Origin of the sequence: Nereida sp. MMG025, assembly GCF_021654165.1 — a bacterium.
Lineage (GTDB): Bacteria > Pseudomonadota > Alphaproteobacteria > Rhodobacterales > Rhodobacteraceae > Nereida.
The window spans coordinates 1-18,035 of record NZ_JAKFZN010000005.1 but is presented as its reverse complement, the minus strand read 5'-3'; the positions used below and the strand labels follow the sequence as shown (position 1 = coordinate 18,035).

At 59.6% G+C, this 18,035-nt stretch carries 13 protein-coding genes, 1 pseudogene and 1 CRISPR repeat array; of the genes and pseudogenes, 11 read left to right on the top strand and 3 right to left on the bottom strand.

What is annotated here, in order from left to right; translation table 11 throughout:
* The first annotated feature begins 1 nt into the window (after position 1).
* The 3 genes and pseudogenes from L1065_RS12955 (at position 2) to L1065_RS12945 (ending at position 1,718) form a co-directional block, all read left to right on the top strand.
* Complete coding sequence (locus tag L1065_RS12955; RefSeq protein ID WP_237095974.1) at positions 2-463, top strand: hypothetical protein; 462 nt, start codon at positions 2-4, stop codon at positions 461-463.
* Between the two features lie 99 nt (positions 464-562).
* Positions 563-864: pseudogene (locus tag L1065_RS12950) on the top strand (hypothetical protein).
* 125 nt (positions 865-989) lie between these two features.
* Positions 990-1,718 carry a DUF736 family protein gene (locus L1065_RS12945; RefSeq protein ID WP_237095927.1) on the top strand — a complete coding sequence of 243 codons (729 nt, stop codon included), beginning with the start codon at positions 990-992 and terminating at the stop codon, positions 1,716-1,718.
* Positions 1,719-2,123: 405 nt separating this feature from the next.
* On the opposite strand, the gene L1065_RS12940 is transcribed toward L1065_RS12945, so the two are convergent.
* From L1065_RS12940 to L1065_RS12930, 3 genes are all read right to left on the bottom strand, one after another.
* Positions 2,124-2,567, bottom strand: a complete 444-nt coding sequence (locus tag L1065_RS12940; RefSeq protein WP_237095926.1) for a RidA family protein — start codon at positions 2,565-2,567, stop codon at positions 2,124-2,126.
* Between the two features lie 197 nt (positions 2,568-2,764).
* A complete protein-coding gene (locus tag L1065_RS12935) occupies positions 2,765-3,097 on the bottom strand; it encodes a type II toxin-antitoxin system RelE/ParE family toxin (RefSeq protein ID WP_237095925.1) in 333 nt (110 codons plus the stop codon).
* A complete protein-coding gene (locus L1065_RS12930; protein ID WP_237095924.1) occupies positions 3,097-3,372 on the bottom strand; it encodes a hypothetical protein in 276 nt (91 codons plus the stop codon). The genes L1065_RS12935 and L1065_RS12930 overlap by 1 nt, the downstream gene beginning before the upstream one ends.
* 623 nt (positions 3,373-3,995) lie before the next feature.
* Here L1065_RS12930 and L1065_RS12925 point away from each other — a divergent pair.
* The 8 genes from L1065_RS12925 (at position 3,996) to cas2 (ending at position 16,015) form a co-directional block, all read left to right on the top strand.
* The gene (locus tag L1065_RS12925) at positions 3,996-4,925 is read left to right on the top strand and encodes a DUF2493 domain-containing protein (protein ID WP_237095923.1); all 930 of its coding nucleotides are present in this window, start codon (positions 3,996-3,998) and stop codon (positions 4,923-4,925) included.
* A 527-nt stretch (positions 4,926-5,452) separates the two neighbouring features.
* Positions 5,453-5,659 carry a hypothetical protein gene (locus L1065_RS12920; RefSeq protein ID WP_237095922.1) on the top strand — a complete coding sequence of 69 codons (207 nt, stop codon included), beginning with the start codon at positions 5,453-5,455 and terminating at the stop codon, positions 5,657-5,659.
* 518 nt (positions 5,660-6,177) lie between these two features.
* Positions 6,178-6,771 (top strand): helix-turn-helix domain-containing protein, encoded by a 594-nt coding sequence (locus tag L1065_RS12915; protein ID WP_370641190.1) that lies wholly within the window; start codon positions 6,178-6,180, stop codon positions 6,769-6,771.
* The gene (locus tag L1065_RS12910; RefSeq protein ID WP_237095920.1) at positions 6,758-9,091 is read left to right on the top strand and encodes a relaxase/mobilization nuclease domain-containing protein; all 2,334 of its coding nucleotides are present in this window, start codon (positions 6,758-6,760) and stop codon (positions 9,089-9,091) included. The genes L1065_RS12915 and L1065_RS12910 overlap by 14 nt, the downstream gene beginning before the upstream one ends.
* An 8-nt stretch (positions 9,092-9,099) precedes the next feature.
* Positions 9,100-11,097, top strand: coding sequence for a type IV secretory system conjugative DNA transfer family protein (locus L1065_RS12905; RefSeq protein WP_237095973.1), 1,998 nt, complete (start codon positions 9,100-9,102; stop codon positions 11,095-11,097).
* Between the two features lie 340 nt (positions 11,098-11,437).
* The gene (gene cas9, locus L1065_RS12900) at positions 11,438-14,683 is read left to right on the top strand and encodes a type II CRISPR RNA-guided endonuclease Cas9 (RefSeq protein WP_237095919.1); all 3,246 of its coding nucleotides are present in this window, start codon (positions 11,438-11,440) and stop codon (positions 14,681-14,683) included.
* 79 nt (positions 14,684-14,762) lie between these two features.
* Complete coding sequence (gene cas1 / locus L1065_RS12895) at positions 14,763-15,674, top strand: type II CRISPR-associated endonuclease Cas1 (protein ID WP_237095918.1); 912 nt, start codon at positions 14,763-14,765, stop codon at positions 15,672-15,674.
* A gap of 35 nt (positions 15,675-15,709) precedes the next feature.
* Positions 15,710-16,015, top strand: a complete 306-nt coding sequence (gene cas2, locus L1065_RS12890; protein ID WP_237095917.1) for a CRISPR-associated endonuclease Cas2 — start codon at positions 15,710-15,712, stop codon at positions 16,013-16,015.
* A gap of 73 nt (positions 16,016-16,088) precedes the next feature.
* Positions 16,089-18,035: a CRISPR direct-repeat array (repeat unit 36 nt; unit sequence ATTGTAGCTGTTCAAAATTCGCGGTCCAGCCGCAAC).

Genomic DNA, 18,035 nt, shown 5'->3' with positions numbered 1-18,035 from the left:
GATGGCCCATCCGCTTCATCATGCTGAGAGCTCTGCCCGGAAATTCGGCGGGGTGCCATCTGACTACCAGGCCATCCATGACTGGTTCGACGCCTCGAAAGAGCACCTCGCGCTCTTCACACACCGCGCCTTGCGTCACCATGCCCAAGGCATTTTTGAGGCTGAACGTGTCTTCGGTGTGTCCCTGACCAATAGCGCGAGTCGCCACATCCCCGTGCGCTGGATCGGCGAGCAGCATGTCCGCGAAGACTGCCAGGGCCGTATCCCAAGCATGGCGGACTGGCTGCGTCGGATCCAGCCTGAGCCATGGATGGCCACTGGCCATATCGACCGGCATGTCGGCGATGAGCCTTGCGGTAACCCAAGGGCCGCCTGGGCCTCCGAGGTCGTGGCCGGCAGAACGGTTCTTGGCCTGAAGGATTGGATGGCGGCGCGTGCGATGCAAGCGGCGCAGAGCGTCTGACAGGTCTTGGCTCCTTGCCAAAGGATGCTGCGCGGAAGCCCGGTTGGACGACCGGGATTCTTGCGTCGTTTCCCCACCATTCATTTTCTGGAGGATCGCATGACACGCGATGAAATCAAGGCCGCCGTCGTTGCCGGGCAGACCGTGCACTGGGCCATACCGGCTACGTTGTCCACAAGGACCGACTCGGTCAGTACCTGATCACCTATGTGCCGAACGGCAGCTGCATCGGCCTGACAGACCGGAGCGGGCAATGGTTGAACGGAAAAGAGGCAGAGTTCTTCATCGCGCGACCGGAGGGCGGCTCGGAAAATACGGGCCGCCAATCAAGACCAGACGGGCAGGGAAGGGGTACAGCACCCGGAGGCGCGGGGGCATTCCCACTCGGAGGGCAGCTCTGACTCGTGGGCGGGGCTGAAAGGAAAGCAGGCTTTTTGATTTGTGATCCCTCAAGGGGTCGAGAAAGCAATCCCGGATGCGCTGGCAAGAACGTCAGGCACCGGCCAATCCAAGAAGGAACTATCCCATGTTCGCAGGAACCCTCACCCGCAACGTCGAGACCGCAGCCGCCGAATACACCGGCATGATCCACTCGACGCGTTTCGATATCGCCATCCAGCTTGAAAACCGCCCGAAGATGTCCGAACGGAGCCCAGATTACGACGTGACCGCGGTCAACAAAACAGGCCGCAAGGTGCGCATCGGCACGGCCTGGAACGAGACCGGCACTACCAGCGGTAACCCCTACATCTCGATGCAGATCGATGTCGGCTTGGGTCCGTTCCGGGTCAACGCGGTGCAGACGAAAGAAGCGCGCGCGACCCAAAGCGGGGAGTTCGAGATCATCCCGCTGGTCTCGAACGGCCTGATGAAATCCGGTTCGATCTCGGGCGAGCTCACCGCCATGGACGCCGACAACGCCTTCACCGGCTACATTGCCAACATGATGTTCGATCTGGAGTTCATGCTGATCGAGAACGGCTATAAATCCGAGGAGACCCACCCCGACTATCGGATCGAGGTCAGCTCGCCGCGTGGTACGCCGATCCGCGTTGGCTCGGCCTGGATGGCCAAAAGCAGCCGCACGGGCAATGACTATCTGTCGCTGCTGATCAACACGCCCGATGGCGATTTGCGCGTCAACGCCGTGCAGAACGAAGAACAGCGCGGTGGGCAGACCTTTTCGATCATCCCGTTCATCGACAGCGGTGAGCAGCCGCAGGACGCGGGCGCGGGGCTGTCGCTGGTCGCGTGATCACCGGGCGAGAATAGACGATCTAAACCGAAAGGGGAGCCGTGGGATCACGGTTCCCCTTTTGGTGTGATGTTGTAGTTGAATGGACCCGGCGTACATTGCGGACGTTCGTGTCACCCGCGGCTAATGCAACCGAAGAGCCCTTTTCCACCGATGTTGCTCCACGCTTGAACCTCGGCTTCGCCGGATCATAATGCGACCGCCGTTTGGCGTTCCATTCGCATTCAGCCCCGAAACTTCTGCCGTTCCAGATGCCGTAACCAACCGATGTGAAATAGTGGAACCGTTTTTCTGGGCCGTCGCGAGAAGGTGCAACCCAACGCAACTTATCAGCTTCGTTCACATGACGGTTCTCTACGAGACCGAGAACAAAGTTGGTGTGAATCGCCAGACAGTTTGGCTCTGTCAGCTTAGGACCACTACGTTTGCGTCAATCTCGAACTGCATCCAATCGCTGGCCAAGCAAGGGACGGGAATGAGCGTACTCGCCGGTCTCGCTTCGCCAAAGAAGCTCTGACGGTAACGAGACACGATCGCCAATCGTTCCTGCGTGTGATCGACAACCAGCAGCGTGATCTTCGCGACGTCAGCGGGGGCAGCTTGCATCGCCTCCAACGCATGCCCCAGGTTTGCAAAGGCGCGTTCGACTTGCGCCTCGAACCCGTGTAGCCGTTCGCCATCGGGGCCGTCCCCCAACTGACCCGATATGAAGCTGAGACGCGCGTTCGGTGGAAGTAGCGTTGCCTGAACGTAACCGTATTCCGACGGGTCCTGAAGCGCGGGTGGGTTCAGCCGTTCAATCACTGATCGGTCCTCTAGATACTCGACCTGTACAGTGAATACTGCCAAAGCAAGCCTATGTAAACGACCGGATCTCCCGACTGTTCGTTCTATGAGATCGATGAACGTCTTACGAGGTATGCCCGATTGAAGCAGACTTTCGCTCACAGCGCAGCGAATGTCCGTTCCGTCCCGCATCTTTCCTCTTCAGCTCGAGCGTAGCGAAGATCCGGTCTTGAGATTTTTCGCAGTAGATGGCTTTGAAGTTAGTCTGCGAACACATGTCTTGCCGACGCGAGCCTCATCCAGTCCCGACCGCCGAATGCGACGAGAGCGAGATAAACAACTCCGGTATCTAAATCCGGTTTGAATACGATGGTCAGTCGGTGACCTGCGCCGCCATGGCGCACGAGCCATCCGTCCAGCTTGCCGCTGAGGCGAGCACCGGATTTTGGGTTTTCGGCAATCTTCTGGACAAGGGTATCGATTTCATCGAGCCTGCGGCTTGCTGCAGCAACGTCACCGCCTGTCACATCGACAATATGATCAGCGATACCGATAAGGTCCCGTTCAAAGAACGGATGCCTGACAAAACGCATCAGGTCTTCTGAGCCATCGCCGCAAGATGGGCCCGCGCGCCTTCTGTGACGTCTGAGGCTTCGCCGACGGGTTCCCATTGGTCGAGTGGCAGAGACAGGCGGCGTTCCAATTCTGCCTCAAACAAAGACCGTTCACGATCCCGCTCTGCCTTGGCCTTCGCCAATTCACCCGAGACTGCCGCGCTCATGTTCGGGTACTCGCCCGCTTCGACCAGTTCCTTGGCGAAAGTGTAGGCCGTGTCGGTAAAACTGACAGATTGCTTTTGAACGCTCATGGCAGACTCCTTGGTGCTCCAATAGACTACCAAGTATTGGAATGTCTGGCAAGCCGTGCAGGCCGACAAGGCGTAGTGCGTCGATAGCCTTGCGGCCTCCCCAGCTCGGCTTCGCGTGTCGCAGGGAAGAACGGCCCTTTGGTCCGTCGCGCATTCGGCCATGCGGCCTCACCGCGGCGCAGCACCCGGCATCCCGGTTTGCCCGCCTCGCGAGCACGTCCCTCCCCGGCCGCTCCGCCGGATTGCGCTCTGGTCTGTTTTGCGGGGCAAAACGATCCCGCCACTTCATCCGTCTCCCGCGTCCGGTCGGTCCGTTTGCCTGCTCTGGTCGGGCAAACCTACCGTCTAAACACACACACATGAGTGCGGAAGTATATCCTCCGGATGGCCCCCAAATCAGCCCGCGTCAAGGATCGCAAAACTTTTCGGCGAGAGAGGGGTTTGTGGCAAGGGGCGGTCCCGTGCGTGAGGGCGCGCATGTGTCGGGTGCTGCGCACGGAAAACTTTTGCGCCCGGCAAGCCGGCGGCTGCGCCGTCCCTGACCCGGGCAGATTCGGAAACCAGACATTCGGCCATGCCACCACACTCACGTGGTGGTCGAACCCAATATCTGGAGAATGAACATGGCTTATGATCAAGCGAACACCTACGAGACCATCGAGCTTTTTGGGCTGACCGAGAAGGACGTGCAGCTGCCGATCCCCGAGGACAACATCCTGACCGACCACATCATGCGCGAGAGCTTCGAGGCTTTGCTTGGTCAGTTGCGCGGGACCGGGCTTGAAGCAGAAATCGAACCGCTGGCCCATGGGCTCGCGACGATCCTGCAGCGCCGCAAGGTGGCACTCGGCAAGGAGGTCGACCGCACCGTCGACAAGATCGGCGCGCTGGCAAAATCTCACGACGGATCGGAGATCGCCGAGACCGCGCTCGAAGAAGCGCAGGCGCGCTTTCTGCAGCTGCGCGAGATTGTCAGCGCCATCGAGGTGATGAGCGAAGCGGCGGCGGAATGCTACGAGATCGAGACGGGCCATGCCTTCATCCCGGCGGCAGGGTCACGCGCCAGCGCGCGGGCACAAGAGACCGGGGCGGTTTTCGAGGCGCGGCAGCTCCTGGAACAGCATGACCGTGAAACCGCCGAGAAGTCGAAAGTCGAGGGGGTGCCCCTGATCGTCTCAGGCGCCACCGACTGGACCGATGTCGATGTGATCTTCAACACGCTCGACAAGGTTCGCGAACGGATCAAGCAGAACCGCAACCAGGAGATCTTCCTCTGCCACAAAGGTGGCAAACACGGAGCCGAGATGATCGCGGCTCGCTGGGCGCGGGCGCGTGGGATCGCACAGGCGCGGTTCGATCCGCGCTGGTCCGCACATGGGCGGGCGGCTCCGTTCAAATGTAACGACGAGATGCTGGACGACAAGTTCGCGGCGACGGGGGTGGTGCTCTTCGGTGGCAACGGGGTCGCGCTGAACCTCGGGCAGAAGGCCGAAGCGAAAGGCCTGACGGTCATGCGGGTTGCGGACCCGGAGAAGACGGCGTCGCAGGATTGAAGAGAGGGGGTCGCGCTTGGCGCGGCCCATTCGTCATGTCTCATGGCGCGTGCGATCGGTCACACTTGATCGGCAGCTCATGGCGTCCAGCACCGTCATTGCTCTACCCAGCCCGTCACAGTACGGCCCATCCGCATCGGTTCGGGCTGGGGATGAGCGCACCTCGCATATCGTCAGCAGCGCAAGACCGAGAGGTCGAGATGTCGCACAAGAGGCTGAAGACCTGCACATCCCGCAGGTGTGTTTCGGAACATCGCATCCACGCGGGCGGGCTCCGTCAGCACCCCGGCCAGGCTTGGCGGGACGCGGATGGTGGCGCCGGCGTGATGGCAGGGGTCATCCGGATCACTCCTTTTTGCTCATAGATGTGGATCGCACGGGGTCGGCCCAGTCGTGCCCTGCGCTTCGCTCCGGCAAGCACAAATACGGCTTCCACGACGGGGCCGCGGACCCTCCGCATTTGCGCTTGCGACCGGGCCTCTTGCCCCCGTGCTGGCAGATCCCCATCGCAACAAGGAGTAACCCAAATGACCAACCACTACGTCGCCACCGTCCCCGTCAAGTTCACCGACACCGATGGTCAGGAGCGCACCCGCTTCCAACGCGTGGGCGCCATGTTCCGCAACACCCGCACCGGGGATGGCTCGGAGTTCTTCAGCCTCAAGCTCGACTTCCCCGTCGCGATCTCGGAGCTGGTGATGTTCCCGCCGAGCGCGAAGGATCCCCAGCACTGAATCCTCTGACGAGGATGGGCCGCCCCAGGACGATGTTGGGGCGGCCCGATCCCTGTTCCAGGTATGCTGGTCCTTGCGCGTTCAACGGACGCACTCCGCCCGGAATGACCAGGCCGCGACAGACCGGCCAGTCAGCCTCAAGGGGGCCATCCACAAAAACCTATCGGCCAGGGCCTCCAAGTTTTTGCGGCAGAGATTTGGCAAAGCCAAATCTGGCCCTCCTTGACCCTGCCTGTCCGCCCTGTCGGTGGGGTGTGCGCCCGCCCGCGGTTCCGTCCGAACACGTGCGTGTTCGGCCAGACCCTCGGGCGGTGCTTGGGAAGGGGACCCATTGGACAGGTGGGTCGCCTGGTGGTGAGGGCGGCAAAGCCGCGCCCCTGTGGGGCGCGGGGGAAGCGGACACCAAGGCTGCCTGAGACTGAATGCGACGTAAGTATATAATTGACAGGTAGGTATATTTTCGTATGGTGGGGGCAGCCTTGGTTGAAGGTGGCAGGAAATAGGGGGTCTTTCTTCGCATGTCTCGTTCAAAACGGCTCACAGATGCGGATCGCATGGAGATCGTTCGCGAGGCTGCGGAAGGTCTGTCGACATCCGTGTTGGCGGAGCGGTTTGGCGTGTCGGTGCGGGCGATCCAGTACACGCTCAAAGCCGATGCGGAGCGCCAGACGGATGCCGCGATCCCGGTCTCAGCGGTCAGTGTGAAGGTTACGGCTGCGGAGCTTGCGGCGCTCGACGCGGTGTTGGCGAAGGCGGGGATCGAGAGCCGGGCCGAGGGCCTGCGGCGGCTCATTCAGGCGGCGGGCGGGGTGTTCGTTCCGGACGCGCAGATGGCAGCAGAGATGGCGCGATACAGGTCCTCTTTGCATGAGGTTGGCAATGGGGTCGCACAGATCGCCAAGCAGATGACGCGGGCCAATCGGATGGGGCAGGGGGCTGACGGTGGCACGCGTGCCGAGTTCTCCGAATTGCGCCTTGCGCAGATGCGCGGGCTGGCGCGGTTCATCCTGGATTCCGCTGACGAGATCGACCTGCTCCTGCGCCGCCGACGTGACGCGATGCAGCTCGAGGCCACAGCCGCGCTGAGGGAGTTTGCCCATGCGGCTGAATGATGCGGTTGATGCGGTCACGGGCGAGGTCTTCCGGGATGGCTGGAGCCGCGTTCGGGGCTCGATGCAGGGGCTGCATGTCGCCAAGCAGAGCCAGCTTGTGCGCGCGGCGGCAGGGCATCGCCCAGCGGTCTTCAAGGCGATCCGGGGCGGGGGCACGCATACCAAATCACAGCTCGCAAACCAGCTCGAGTACCTCGCCACCAAGTCCACCCATATCGTGGACAGTAGTGGGTTCCTGGATGGCAAGGCGAAGCTTGAGGCAAAGGACATCAAGGATCTGACCGAGCGCTTTGCCAAGCGGTGGGATGTAGGCTTCAAACCCAAGCTTGGCCAGACCACCCATATGCTCATGTCGTTTCCCATCGGCACGCGCGGCGAGGATGTGCGCGACATCGCGACGGATGTGGCCGAGCGGTTCTTCCAGAGTGACGCGGGGCATTTCGATTACATCATCGCGGTGCATGAGGACCGCGATCACCCGCATGCGCATCTGGTGCTGAACCGCCGCTCGCAGGAAGGCGAGTTCTTTTTCCTCGGGCGGAACCACCGCTTCAACTATGAAGACTTCCGCCTCGCCATGGTCGAGGAGGCGGAAAAGTATGGCGTGCGCCTGGAAGCCACGCGCCGGGTCGATCGCGGGGTTGTGCATTACCCCGCTCGGACCCGCGAGGTCTATGCCGCCAAGGAAGAGGGTCGCGCGCCCCGCGAGCGCGAACGAGTGGGGCAGGACCTGGCGCGGACTCTGGCGGAGATCGCCAATACCAGAACTGTCTACCACTCGCTTGCTGCGGAGGCTTCGCGCGAGGCCCGCGAGGATATCGCGGCGGCACTCTTCCGCGCGGGCGAGGTGCTCACGCATGGCGGACAGGTGGACCGAACAGGAGATGTGTATATGGCCGACGATCAAAGCTTCGAGGATCTGAGAAGCCTCTATGCGGAAAAGCTCGCGCGGGTGCAGGGCATGATCGCCGAGAAGTCTGACGCGGAACGTCCCCTGCTGGAACAACGCCTCATCGAGATCCAGACGCAGGTCCAGCACATGCAGCCCTTGGGGCTGCGATCATCCACGCTGTCAGAGGCCCCATCGGAGGGCGGGATCTATTCCGAAGCCAATATCGACAACAGCCAGCTCGCGCGTCTGGCCACGCCCGACTTGAGATCACGCATAGACACCGCGCTGCGCGGCACCGGGATCAGCACAGTGGAAGTGGTCGCCCGGATCGAGACGGGCGCCTCAAATGCAGCGCTCGAACATCAATGGATCGCTGATGATCTCTCCAAGGTGGCCGAGGCGCGGGACCTGAACCTCGAACGTCGCGCCGATCTGGACCAGGCGCGCGACATTCTCAACGATGTGCATGTCGCGCTCGGCACGCTGCTGGAACGCGAACAGGTGCTGCGCAGGGATGGTGTCGTGGAGCAGGAAGCGGTCAGCGAGCGGTTCCATTGTCATGAGGGCGCGGTCCGGGCGATGGAAGGGACAATCCGTCAGGAGATGCGCGTAGAGGGCCTGACAGCGCAGCAGGTTGAAGACCGGGACTGGGAGGTGGTCTCGCGGGCGGAGCGTCGGATCGAGACGGAGCAGCGCGCGTATCTCGAGGCACACCCGGACTTGCTCGCACGTCCCGGCGATGTGATCGACCGGTCTGAGCCCTACAGGGAGACCATCACCGATGCGGCCCGCGCCAGCGAAATCGCCCGCGATGTCGACCGGATCATGGAGGGGCGCGATGTCCGCACGCCCGTTGCAGATGCTGTCACGGATGACTTGCGCGCTCGCTATCCGGACATGCCGTCCCACCTCGCCCGTGGGCTCGGCGCGACCTATGCGGCCGTCGTCGAGATACGCGACACGGAGGCCATCAATCAGGTACGCCGCGAAACCGAGATGCGCGACGGGCTCGGGGTTGGCACGCGTGACGAACGTCTAGCGACCCGCGATGAAACTGCGCCGCAGTCTGATCGTGCCGACCGCCTCGCAGACGAGATTGCGCGTGTTCTGGACCATGAGCGGGCGGGGGAGTTGTCCGCGCCCTTCGAGACGGAAGCCGATCGTGAGGCCTTCCGCGAGGAGATCGCGCGGGTGCTGGATGACCGCCAACTCGACCGTCTCACATCCGGCGATGCAGATGCGCTGGACAAGGTTCTCGAGGACCGCCTCGATAGGCTCTATGTCGCCAAGGTCTATCTGCAATCCGATGCCGCGACGGCCAACACGGAGGCCTTGCGCCAGGTGGTCCATGATCTCGCCGACGCCGAGTATGAAAAACACCGCGCGACCGACGTGGATGGCGAAACCGAGCGGGGCCAGGTCCATTGAGCGCCTCCATTGGAAAGGCGCGAATCGCAACAGGGGTCCTGTTGGTGACGCTGGTGACCGCCGCCATGGGCTATACCATCGCCTCGGCCGTGCTGACTTATCAGGATCTGGGCTTCGGGGCTGAGATCGACTTTGCCTATATCGCGCAGAACTATCTGACGATCCGCGATCGCCGACCTGAGGACGCGCAACTTATTCACCTCATGATCGGCAGCTTTGCCGCCGCCGGCTTGATGCTGAGCCTCGCACTCTCGGGCTCCGCCCTTACACGCTTTGGTCAGACCCATTGGCAGTCTGCGCGCGAGATGAAGGCCAACGAGTTTTTCGGAGCGCCCGGGACCGGGTTCATCCTCGGCAAGCTGGGGCCCCCGGGCTCCCGCGCCAATTACATTTGCTCAAAGGTTTTTCCGCATGCGCTGATCGTGGCGCCCACGGGTCGCGGCAAGACCACGGGTTTCGTCATTCCAAACCTGTTGACTTGGCAAGGCTCCGTCGTGACGCTCGATGTGAAGGGCGAGTGTTTTGAGGCCACGGCCCGGCACCGCGCAGCCCAGGGCGACAAGGTCTATCGCTTTGCCCCCACCGATTGGGAGGGCAAGCGCACGCATCGCTACAACCCGCTCCTGCGCATCTATCAACTGAAAGACCCCGCGCGCCAGCAGATGGAATTGCAGCTCCTGGCGACGCTCTTCCTGCAAAGCGACAATGACCGGGTGCAGGGCCTCCTCAAGGGCGGGATCGATCTCTTCGTGGCGGCAGGCCTGTTGGCGTTCCAGCGCAAGCGCCCGACCTTGGGCGAGATCTACCGCATCGCCGCCTCGGGCGGGAACAAGCAGAAGGAGTATTTCGCGCGGGGCCATGAAGTCGACAACAGGGCGGCCAAGCTGATCTTCACGCGGCTGGCGTCCACCAACAACGATACTCTGACCTCCTATGTCTCGCTCCTGATGACATCGGGGCTCGATCAATGGCAGAACCCGGCCATCGACGAGGCGACGGCGGTGTCGGATTTTGATTTCCGGACGATCCGCAAGAAGCCCTTTTCGGTCTATCTCGTGGTCCAGCCCCTCATGGTGAAGCCGCTGGCGCCGCTGATCCGGCTCTTCTTTTCCGACCTGCTCTCCGCCATGCAGGAAAAAGACCCCGGGCCGGATGAGCCGTGGCCGGTGATGATCATGCTGGACGAGTTCAATCGCCTCGGTAAGATGCCCATTGTGGTCGAGAGCATCGAGACTCTGCGCACCTATCGAGGTCACCTGGCCGTGGTCACCCAAACCATCCCCGCCCTCGATGAAATCTATGGCGAGAACACCCGCCGCGCCCTGCAGGGCAACGCGGGCGTGAAGCTTTACCTCACGCCGTCGGATGAAAAGACCGTCGAGGAGCTGAGCAAGGCGGTTGGGAAGACCACGAAAACTGTGGTCACGAGGTCGCAGTCGATCGGCAAGAACCCCTTCGAGGGCCGCAGCCAATCCACACGGACCGAAGAAAGCTCTTTGTTGCCCGAAGATGAGGCGCGTCGCCTGCCGCTTGACGAGATCGTCATGGTCATCGATGCCCAGATGCCGGTCCGGGCGAAGCGGATTCAGTATTTTAATGACCGGCTGTTCAAGGCGATCCATGCGGCGCAGAAGGGGAAGTTGCCGTTTCCGGAGCCGGGGGGAGGGGGTCCGAACGGCGATCTGCCACTGAGTCTGCGCGCCATGCCGATGACGCCGCCACCAGAGGGGGCCAGTGGAGGTGAAGCCGATGAGGAGAGGGCAAGTCAGGCTGCTGATGACCAATCGTCAGGGCAAACCGATGTCGCACCAAAGAGGACTGCGCCCGTCGTTCAAGCTGTGATCGCCGAGGAACAGCGCCAGATGGAAATGGATTTTGGAGGCCAAGTCGCGGATGCCGAGTCAGTGGGCGTGGATGATGAGGCGCAGATGCGTTCTGCAGTCGATGGCTTAGAAGAAATGGAAGCGATACTGCGAGAGGGGGATGGCGAAAAACCTATTCATTAGTAGTGCGGTGGGCATGCTTTGTCGGTCAGAGACGGCGGAAAGCGGAAGCTCGCTGCCATTGCGAAGCAATGAAGACAAAGAGAGCAAAGCGGACATTCTATTAATTACCTTTTGGTGAGTGAATTTTAATGCACTCGTAATGTGGTCTTGTCCAAAATGAAGAAACGCAGGCCGTGGCCTGCGCTTCAATGTGGTGCAATCGAATGCTTGTTAACGGCTCGACCGCGAATTTTGAACAATGTCAGTCTTCCCAGTTTTGCCAGAGACGTCAAGCACACTTTTAGATTGAGTATTCATGTGCCAAGTGCATTATTTTCTCTGTATTTTTAAGGGGAAAGATATGCGTCTTGGCTTGGATATTGGCACAAATTCTATCGGGTGGTGGCTATATGGCACCGAAAATAGCCGGATCACCGAGGTAATCGACGGTGGTGTGCGCATCTTTTCGGATGGGCGAGAACCGGCGCCAGCGTTTAAGGTTGGTAAATCCCTTGCAGTGAAACGTCGCGAAGCACGTTCCCAACGAAAAAGGCGCGACAGGTATTTGCGTCGCAAGGCCGCCTTGATGAAGCGAATGGCGCAAGTAGGGTTGATGCCAGCCGATCCGGCCGAGGCAAAGGCGCTTGAGGTTTTGGATCCGTATGCACTGCGGGCCGAGGGGTTGGACAAGGCTTTGCCGCTGACCCATTTCGGACGGGCACTGTTTCACCTTAACCAACGGCGGGGCTTCAAATCCAACCGTAAGACTGATCGCGGTGACAACGAAAGCGGCAAGATCAAGGATGCGACGGCGCGGCTGGATCAGGCGATGATAACGAAGGGCGCGCGCACATACGGTGAGTTCCTACATAAGCGTCGCGCTGCGGCCCCGGACCCCAAGAGCGTGCCGAGCGTGCGCACACGGCTGACCGTGGCGCGGCGGGGTAACGTGGAGAAGGAAGAGGCGGGATATGACTTCTATCCCGACCGCAAGCATCTGTCTGAGGAGTTCGACAAGCTATGGGTGGCGCAAGCTCGTCACGCGCCCGATATCCTGACGGACGATCTGCGCGATGAGATTGCGACGATCATCTTTCACCAACGTCCCTTAAAGACGCCAGAGGTGGGCTTGTGCCTGTTCACAGACGAGCGACGTATTCCCAGTGCACATCCGCTGAACCAGCGGCGGATTCTGCTAGAAACGGTCAACAATTTGAAAGTCGCGGCGCGGGGTGCGCCTTCTCGGCCGCTGACACGCGAAGAGCGGGATCAGATCGTGCATGCCTTGGACAACAAGGGGCATACGAAGTCGCTGTCCGGTATGACGATGAAATTGAAGGCGCTTGGCAAGGTGATCAAACTGCGGCCCGAGCAGAGTTTTACGTTGGAAACCGCGAACCGAGATGCGATTGCCTGTGACCCCGTGCGTGCGAGCCTGTCCCTTCCTGACAGGCTCGGGGTGCGCTGGTCAATGCTGGATTGGGATGGGCAATGGGATGTGGTGCAGCGCATTCGCTCCGTGCAGAGTGACGAGGAATATGCGGAGCTTGTCAGATGGTTGATGGAGGTTCACGGGTTGGATCGTGACCATGCAGAGGCGACCGCAAACGCACCCCTGCCAGAAGGCTACGGTCGTTTGGGGCTGACGGCGACCACTCGAATCCTGGCAGCGCTGGAGTCGGATGTGTTGACCTACAGCGCGGCGGTGGCGGCTTGCGGATGGCATCATTCGGACGGCCGCACGGGCGAGGTGTTGGAGAACCTTCCCTATTACGGTGAAATACTCGAACGCCATGTAATCCCTGGCACCTACGATCCGAAGGACGATGATATCACGCGTTATGGCCGGATCACCAACCCGACGGTACATATCGGGCTGAACCAGCTGCGCCGTTTGGTGAACAAGATCATTGCGGTTTACGGCAAGCCGGATGAAATCGTCGTGGAACTGGCCCGTGATCTGAAACTGTCCGAGGATCAAAAGAAGGACGTCCAACGCGATATCAAGAAGAACACCGAAGCGGCGATTGCGCGGGGTAAGAAGCTTGAAGAGATGGGGGTGCCGAATACGGGTGCTAACCGGATGGTGTTGCGCCTTTGGGAAGACCTTGGTGATGACGTCATGACCCGCAATTGCCCTTACACCGGCAAACGGATCAGCGCGGGAATGCTGTTTGACGGCTCCTGCGACGTGGATCACATTCTGCCGTTTTCGCGCACGCTGGATGACGGGTTCGCCAACCGCACGCTCTGTCTGAAAGAGGCGAACCGCCAGAAAACTAACAAGACCCCGTGGGAAGCATGGGGTGATACAGACCAATGGGAGGCGATTGCTGGCAACCTCAAGAACCTGCCCGCCAACAAGGCCTGGCGGTTCGCACCTGATGCGATGAAACGGTTCGAGGATGAAAATGATTTCAGTGCGCGGGCGTTGAAAGACACGCAATATCTGTCACGTATCGCGCGGGCCTATTTGGACGCGCTTTATGACGGGGGTGACGGCAAGAACCACGTCTGGGTCGTCTCAGGCCGACTGACGGAAATGTTGCGGCGGCACTGGGGGCTGAACGGATTGACCGCGCTGACGGATAGCGACGCGCAAACCGTCAAGGCTAAGAACCGCACCGATCACCGCCACCATGCGATTGATGCCGCAGTGGTCGCCGCCACCGACCGTGGGCTGATCAAAAGGATCGCCGACATGGCAAAACGGGACGAGATGAACGGTGCCGAAGAGGTCGCACGTTCTGTGCCGCCCCCGTGGCAGGGGTTTCGCGACGACATCGGCGAGCAGGTCGCGCAGATAATCGTGAGCCACCGCGCCGATCACGGGCGCATCGACCCGGGCGCACGTAAATCGGGACGCGACAGCACAAGTGGCCAGCTTCACAACGATACCGCTTACGGGATCGGACAGGACGGCACAGTCGTAAGCCGCAAGCCGCTCGCGTCGCTCAGCCCGAACGATATTGCCATCACCAAACGCGGCGCAAATATCCGCGATCTCGATTTGCAAAAGCACCTTGCGCGTGTGACGCGTGGGCTGGATGGCAAGGCGTTCGAAGCTGCGCTGCGGGCCTTCGCGGACTCACCGAAATTGCCGGACAATTCCGACAGCCCCTATTTCGGCCTGCGTCGGGTCAGGCTTGAAGAAACCTTGCAGAAAAGTGCGCGGGTCGAGGTCTCCGATAAGGACGGAAAGCCCTTCAAGGCCTACAAGGGTGACAGCAACCATTGCTATGAAATCTGGCGTTTGCCCGATGGTAAGATCAAGCCGCAGGTCGTTACGACCTTTGAGGCACATCAGTCGGGTGTCGAAAAGAAACCTCATCCGGCCGCGAAACGGCTGATGCGGATATTCAAGCGGGACATGGTGATGCTGGAGCGGGATGGTGAAACAGTTGTTGGATATGTGCAAAAAATGAAACAAAACGGGAGTATCTTCGTTGCGCCGCATTGCGAAGCAAACGCCGATGCGCGCGACCGAGACCCAAAAGATGATTTTAAACTGATTCAGATGGGAGCAGGCCCCCTCGTCAAGGCCAAAGCTCGCCGGGTTTTTGTGGATGAGATGGGCCGCCTGCGCGATCCCGGCCCCCCTTCATAGACGCTCGAATTTGGTGAAATAGAAGAGTGGCAATATACTCAACACGTTAACGATTCGCGTGGGGCGTGAGGGGTAACGTGTGGACCAGATTATTGATATTGCAACCGACGGACGGTATTTGTCGCGTGATCGCGGATTCTTGAAAGTTTCCGAAGACGGGGTTGAAATCGGCCGGACGCCTCTGGATCAGATTGCGGGCGTGATCGTCCACGCCCACGGCACCACCTGGTCGACATCCCTGTTGACGGAATTGGCCGAGCGAGGGGCTCCGGTCGTTCTGTGTGCTGCCAACCACGCGCCGAAATCCGTGCTCATGCCGCTGGAAGGACATCATGCTCAAGGCGCCCGTATGCGCGCACAGTGGCAGGCGAAAGCGCCACTTATCAAACAGGCCTGGAAGCAGGTCGTTTCCGCCAAGGTCGCCATGCAGGCCGCTGCTTTGGATGCAAATGGCGAGCCGACCGCGCCTCTGTCTAAGATGATCCGCAAGATCACATCTGGCGACAGCACCAACATCGAAGCCCAGGCTGCGCGATATTATTGGCCTCGCATGATGGGTCCGGACTTTCGCCGCGATGCAGGGAAAGGGGAGGAAAACGCGCTTCTAAACTATGGTTACACGGTCTTGCGGGCGGCCACCGCGCGGGCTGTCGTGGCCGCCGGCCTGCACCCCTCCATTGGGCTATTCCACTCCAACCGCGGCAATGCCTTCGCGCTTGTCGACGATCTAATGGAGCCGTTCCGCCCGCTGGTCGATTGCGCCGTCAGAACGCTCGTCGCCCGGTCCGGTGTTCAGGTCGACACCAAGGCCAAGCAAAACTTGGCCCGCCTGATCGCGACAGACCTGCCTCTGGGGGACGGCGTTACTCCGGTATCGGTGGCTTTGATGAAACTGGCCACGTCCCTCGGGCAGAGTTTTGAAGTCGGCAAGCTGTCCCTTGCCCTGCCGCGGCCGCCCGATGCGTTGACCCTTGCAGGGCTGGGCGCATGACGCATACCGTTGCCTATTTGTCAGGATACAGATTGATGTGGATACTTGTAATGTTCGATTTGCCGACCGACACAAAACCCCAGCGCAAAGCCGCAACCGCATTCCGCAATTTCTTGCTGGACGAAGGCTTTGAGCGAAGCCAGTTTTCCGTCTATGCTCGGTTCATCAATGGCAAGGAGGCCTTTGCAACGCGGGTGAACCGAATCGAGCGGCATTTGCCTGATTCGGGGGATATCCAGATCCTAAACTTCACCGACCGACAATATCGCGATATTGTTCACTTCTCGGATCAAGGCCGCAAACGCGCCCGAAAGAATCCCGAGCAATTGGTGATGTTTTGATGCGATTCGGCTTGGAAAATGTGAATTGGCCCCAGTTAAACCTGTGTGTTAGCAAAGGCTTAACTGGAGATCCATTGTAGCTGTTCAAAATTCGCGGTCCAGCCGCAACTCAAGGCGGCCGCAGCATTTGCGCCAGCTGATTGTAGCTGTTCAAAATTCGCGGTCCAGCCGCAACACGCCAATGGTCCAGCGTTGCGCGCCTTATATTGTAGCTGTTCAAAATTCGCGGTCCAGCCGCAACAACGGGCGCTATGCACAATTAAAGCTAGTGATTGTAGCTGTTCAAAATTCGCGGTCCAGCCGCAACTCCAGCCCTTGACACTACCACCTGCAATCCATTGTAGCTGTTCAAAATTCGCGGTCCAGCCGCAACTCGTCTTATCGCGGACCTTTGACACCGTGAATTGTAGCTGTTCAAAATTCGCGGTCCAGCCGCAACACTCATTTGGCAGGTCCAATTCTGGCGATGATTGTAGCTGTTCAAAATTCGCGGTCCAGCCGCAACGCAAGACCCCGAGCGCCGAGCCGTTCGATGATTGTAGCTGTTCAAAATTCGCGGTCCAGCCGCAACCCATCCCAACGACGAACCCGCTTTCGTCTTATTGTAGCTGTTCAAAATTCGCGGTCCAGCCGCAACGTAGCCGTAGTCCAGAACGCTTCTAGGATCATTGTAGCTGTTCAAAATTCGCGGTCCAGCCGCAACCTAACGCATGGGATGAAATGCGGTGGGTGGATTGTAGCTGTTCAAAATTCGCGGTCCAGCCGCAACAGCATGTATAGGTTTTCAAAATTGCAGCCAATTGTAGCTGTTCAAAATTCGCGGTCCAGCCGCAACAAGCAACTAAACCTTTGTAATCTACTGTTTATTGTAGCTGTTCAAAATTCGCGGTCCAGCCGCAACAGACGAAAGCACAGCCCGCCAATGGGCGCTATTGTAGCTGTTCAAAATTCGCGGTCCAGCCGCAACGTGTTGGTGCGCACTGCGTTTGTCGAGGGGATTGTAGCTGTTCAAAATTCGCGGTCCAGCCGCAACAATACGTCTTGCACGCCCAACGTGCCAGTATTGTAGCTGTTCAAAATTCGCGGTCCAGCCGCAACAGGCGCGAAATTCAATGGCATTATTTCCGTATTGTAGCTGTTCAAAATTCGCGGTCCAGCCGCAACTGTGCATGGCGCTACGTACACTGTGGGTCGATTGTAGCTGTTCAAAATTCGCGGTCCAGCCGCAACTGCGCAGGACATTGCTGATAGCTTGCGCCAATTGTAGCTGTTCAAAATTCGCGGTCCAGCCGCAACCCAACCGACGTCGACGTTTTGTTGGTGAATATTGTAGCTGTTCAAAATTCGCGGTCCAGCCGCAACGGCTTGACGGGGGTGTGTATTGTTCACGTATTGTAGCTGTTCAAAATTCGCGGTCCAGCCGCAACAACGCGGCAAGTGCCGACTGAAGCGCGGCATTGTAGCTGTTCAAAATTCGCGGTCCAGCCGCAACGGCGTGCCGGATGGGGTTGATGCGCTTGAAATTGTAGCTGTTCAAAATTCGCGGTCCAGCCGCAACAATGTGAGCAACGCCCCAATATTTTTCACCATTGTAGCTGTTCAAAATTCGCGGTCCAGCCGCAACTGAAGGACTTGACTAACGACGTCCCCTAAAATTGTAGCTGTTCAAAATTCGCGGTCCAGCCGCAACAGTTTGGGCAGTCGGCGATGTGTTGTATTGATTGTAGCTGTTCAAAATTCGCGGTCCAGCCGCAACTGATTATGCGGACCGCATGTGGCGAGTGCGATTGTAGCTGTTCAAAATTCGCGGTCCAGCCGCAACGGACGGGCCGACATAAAGGATCGGTGTCGGATTGTAGCTGTTCAAAATTCGCGGTCCAGCCGCAACTTACCAATCCAAGGAAGTGAGACCCGCGCAATTGTAGCTGTTCAAAATTCGCGGTCCAGCCGCAACACCACATCCTCTGTGGTCTGTTTCTCATAGATTGTAGCTGTTCAAAATTCGCGGTCCAGCCGCAAC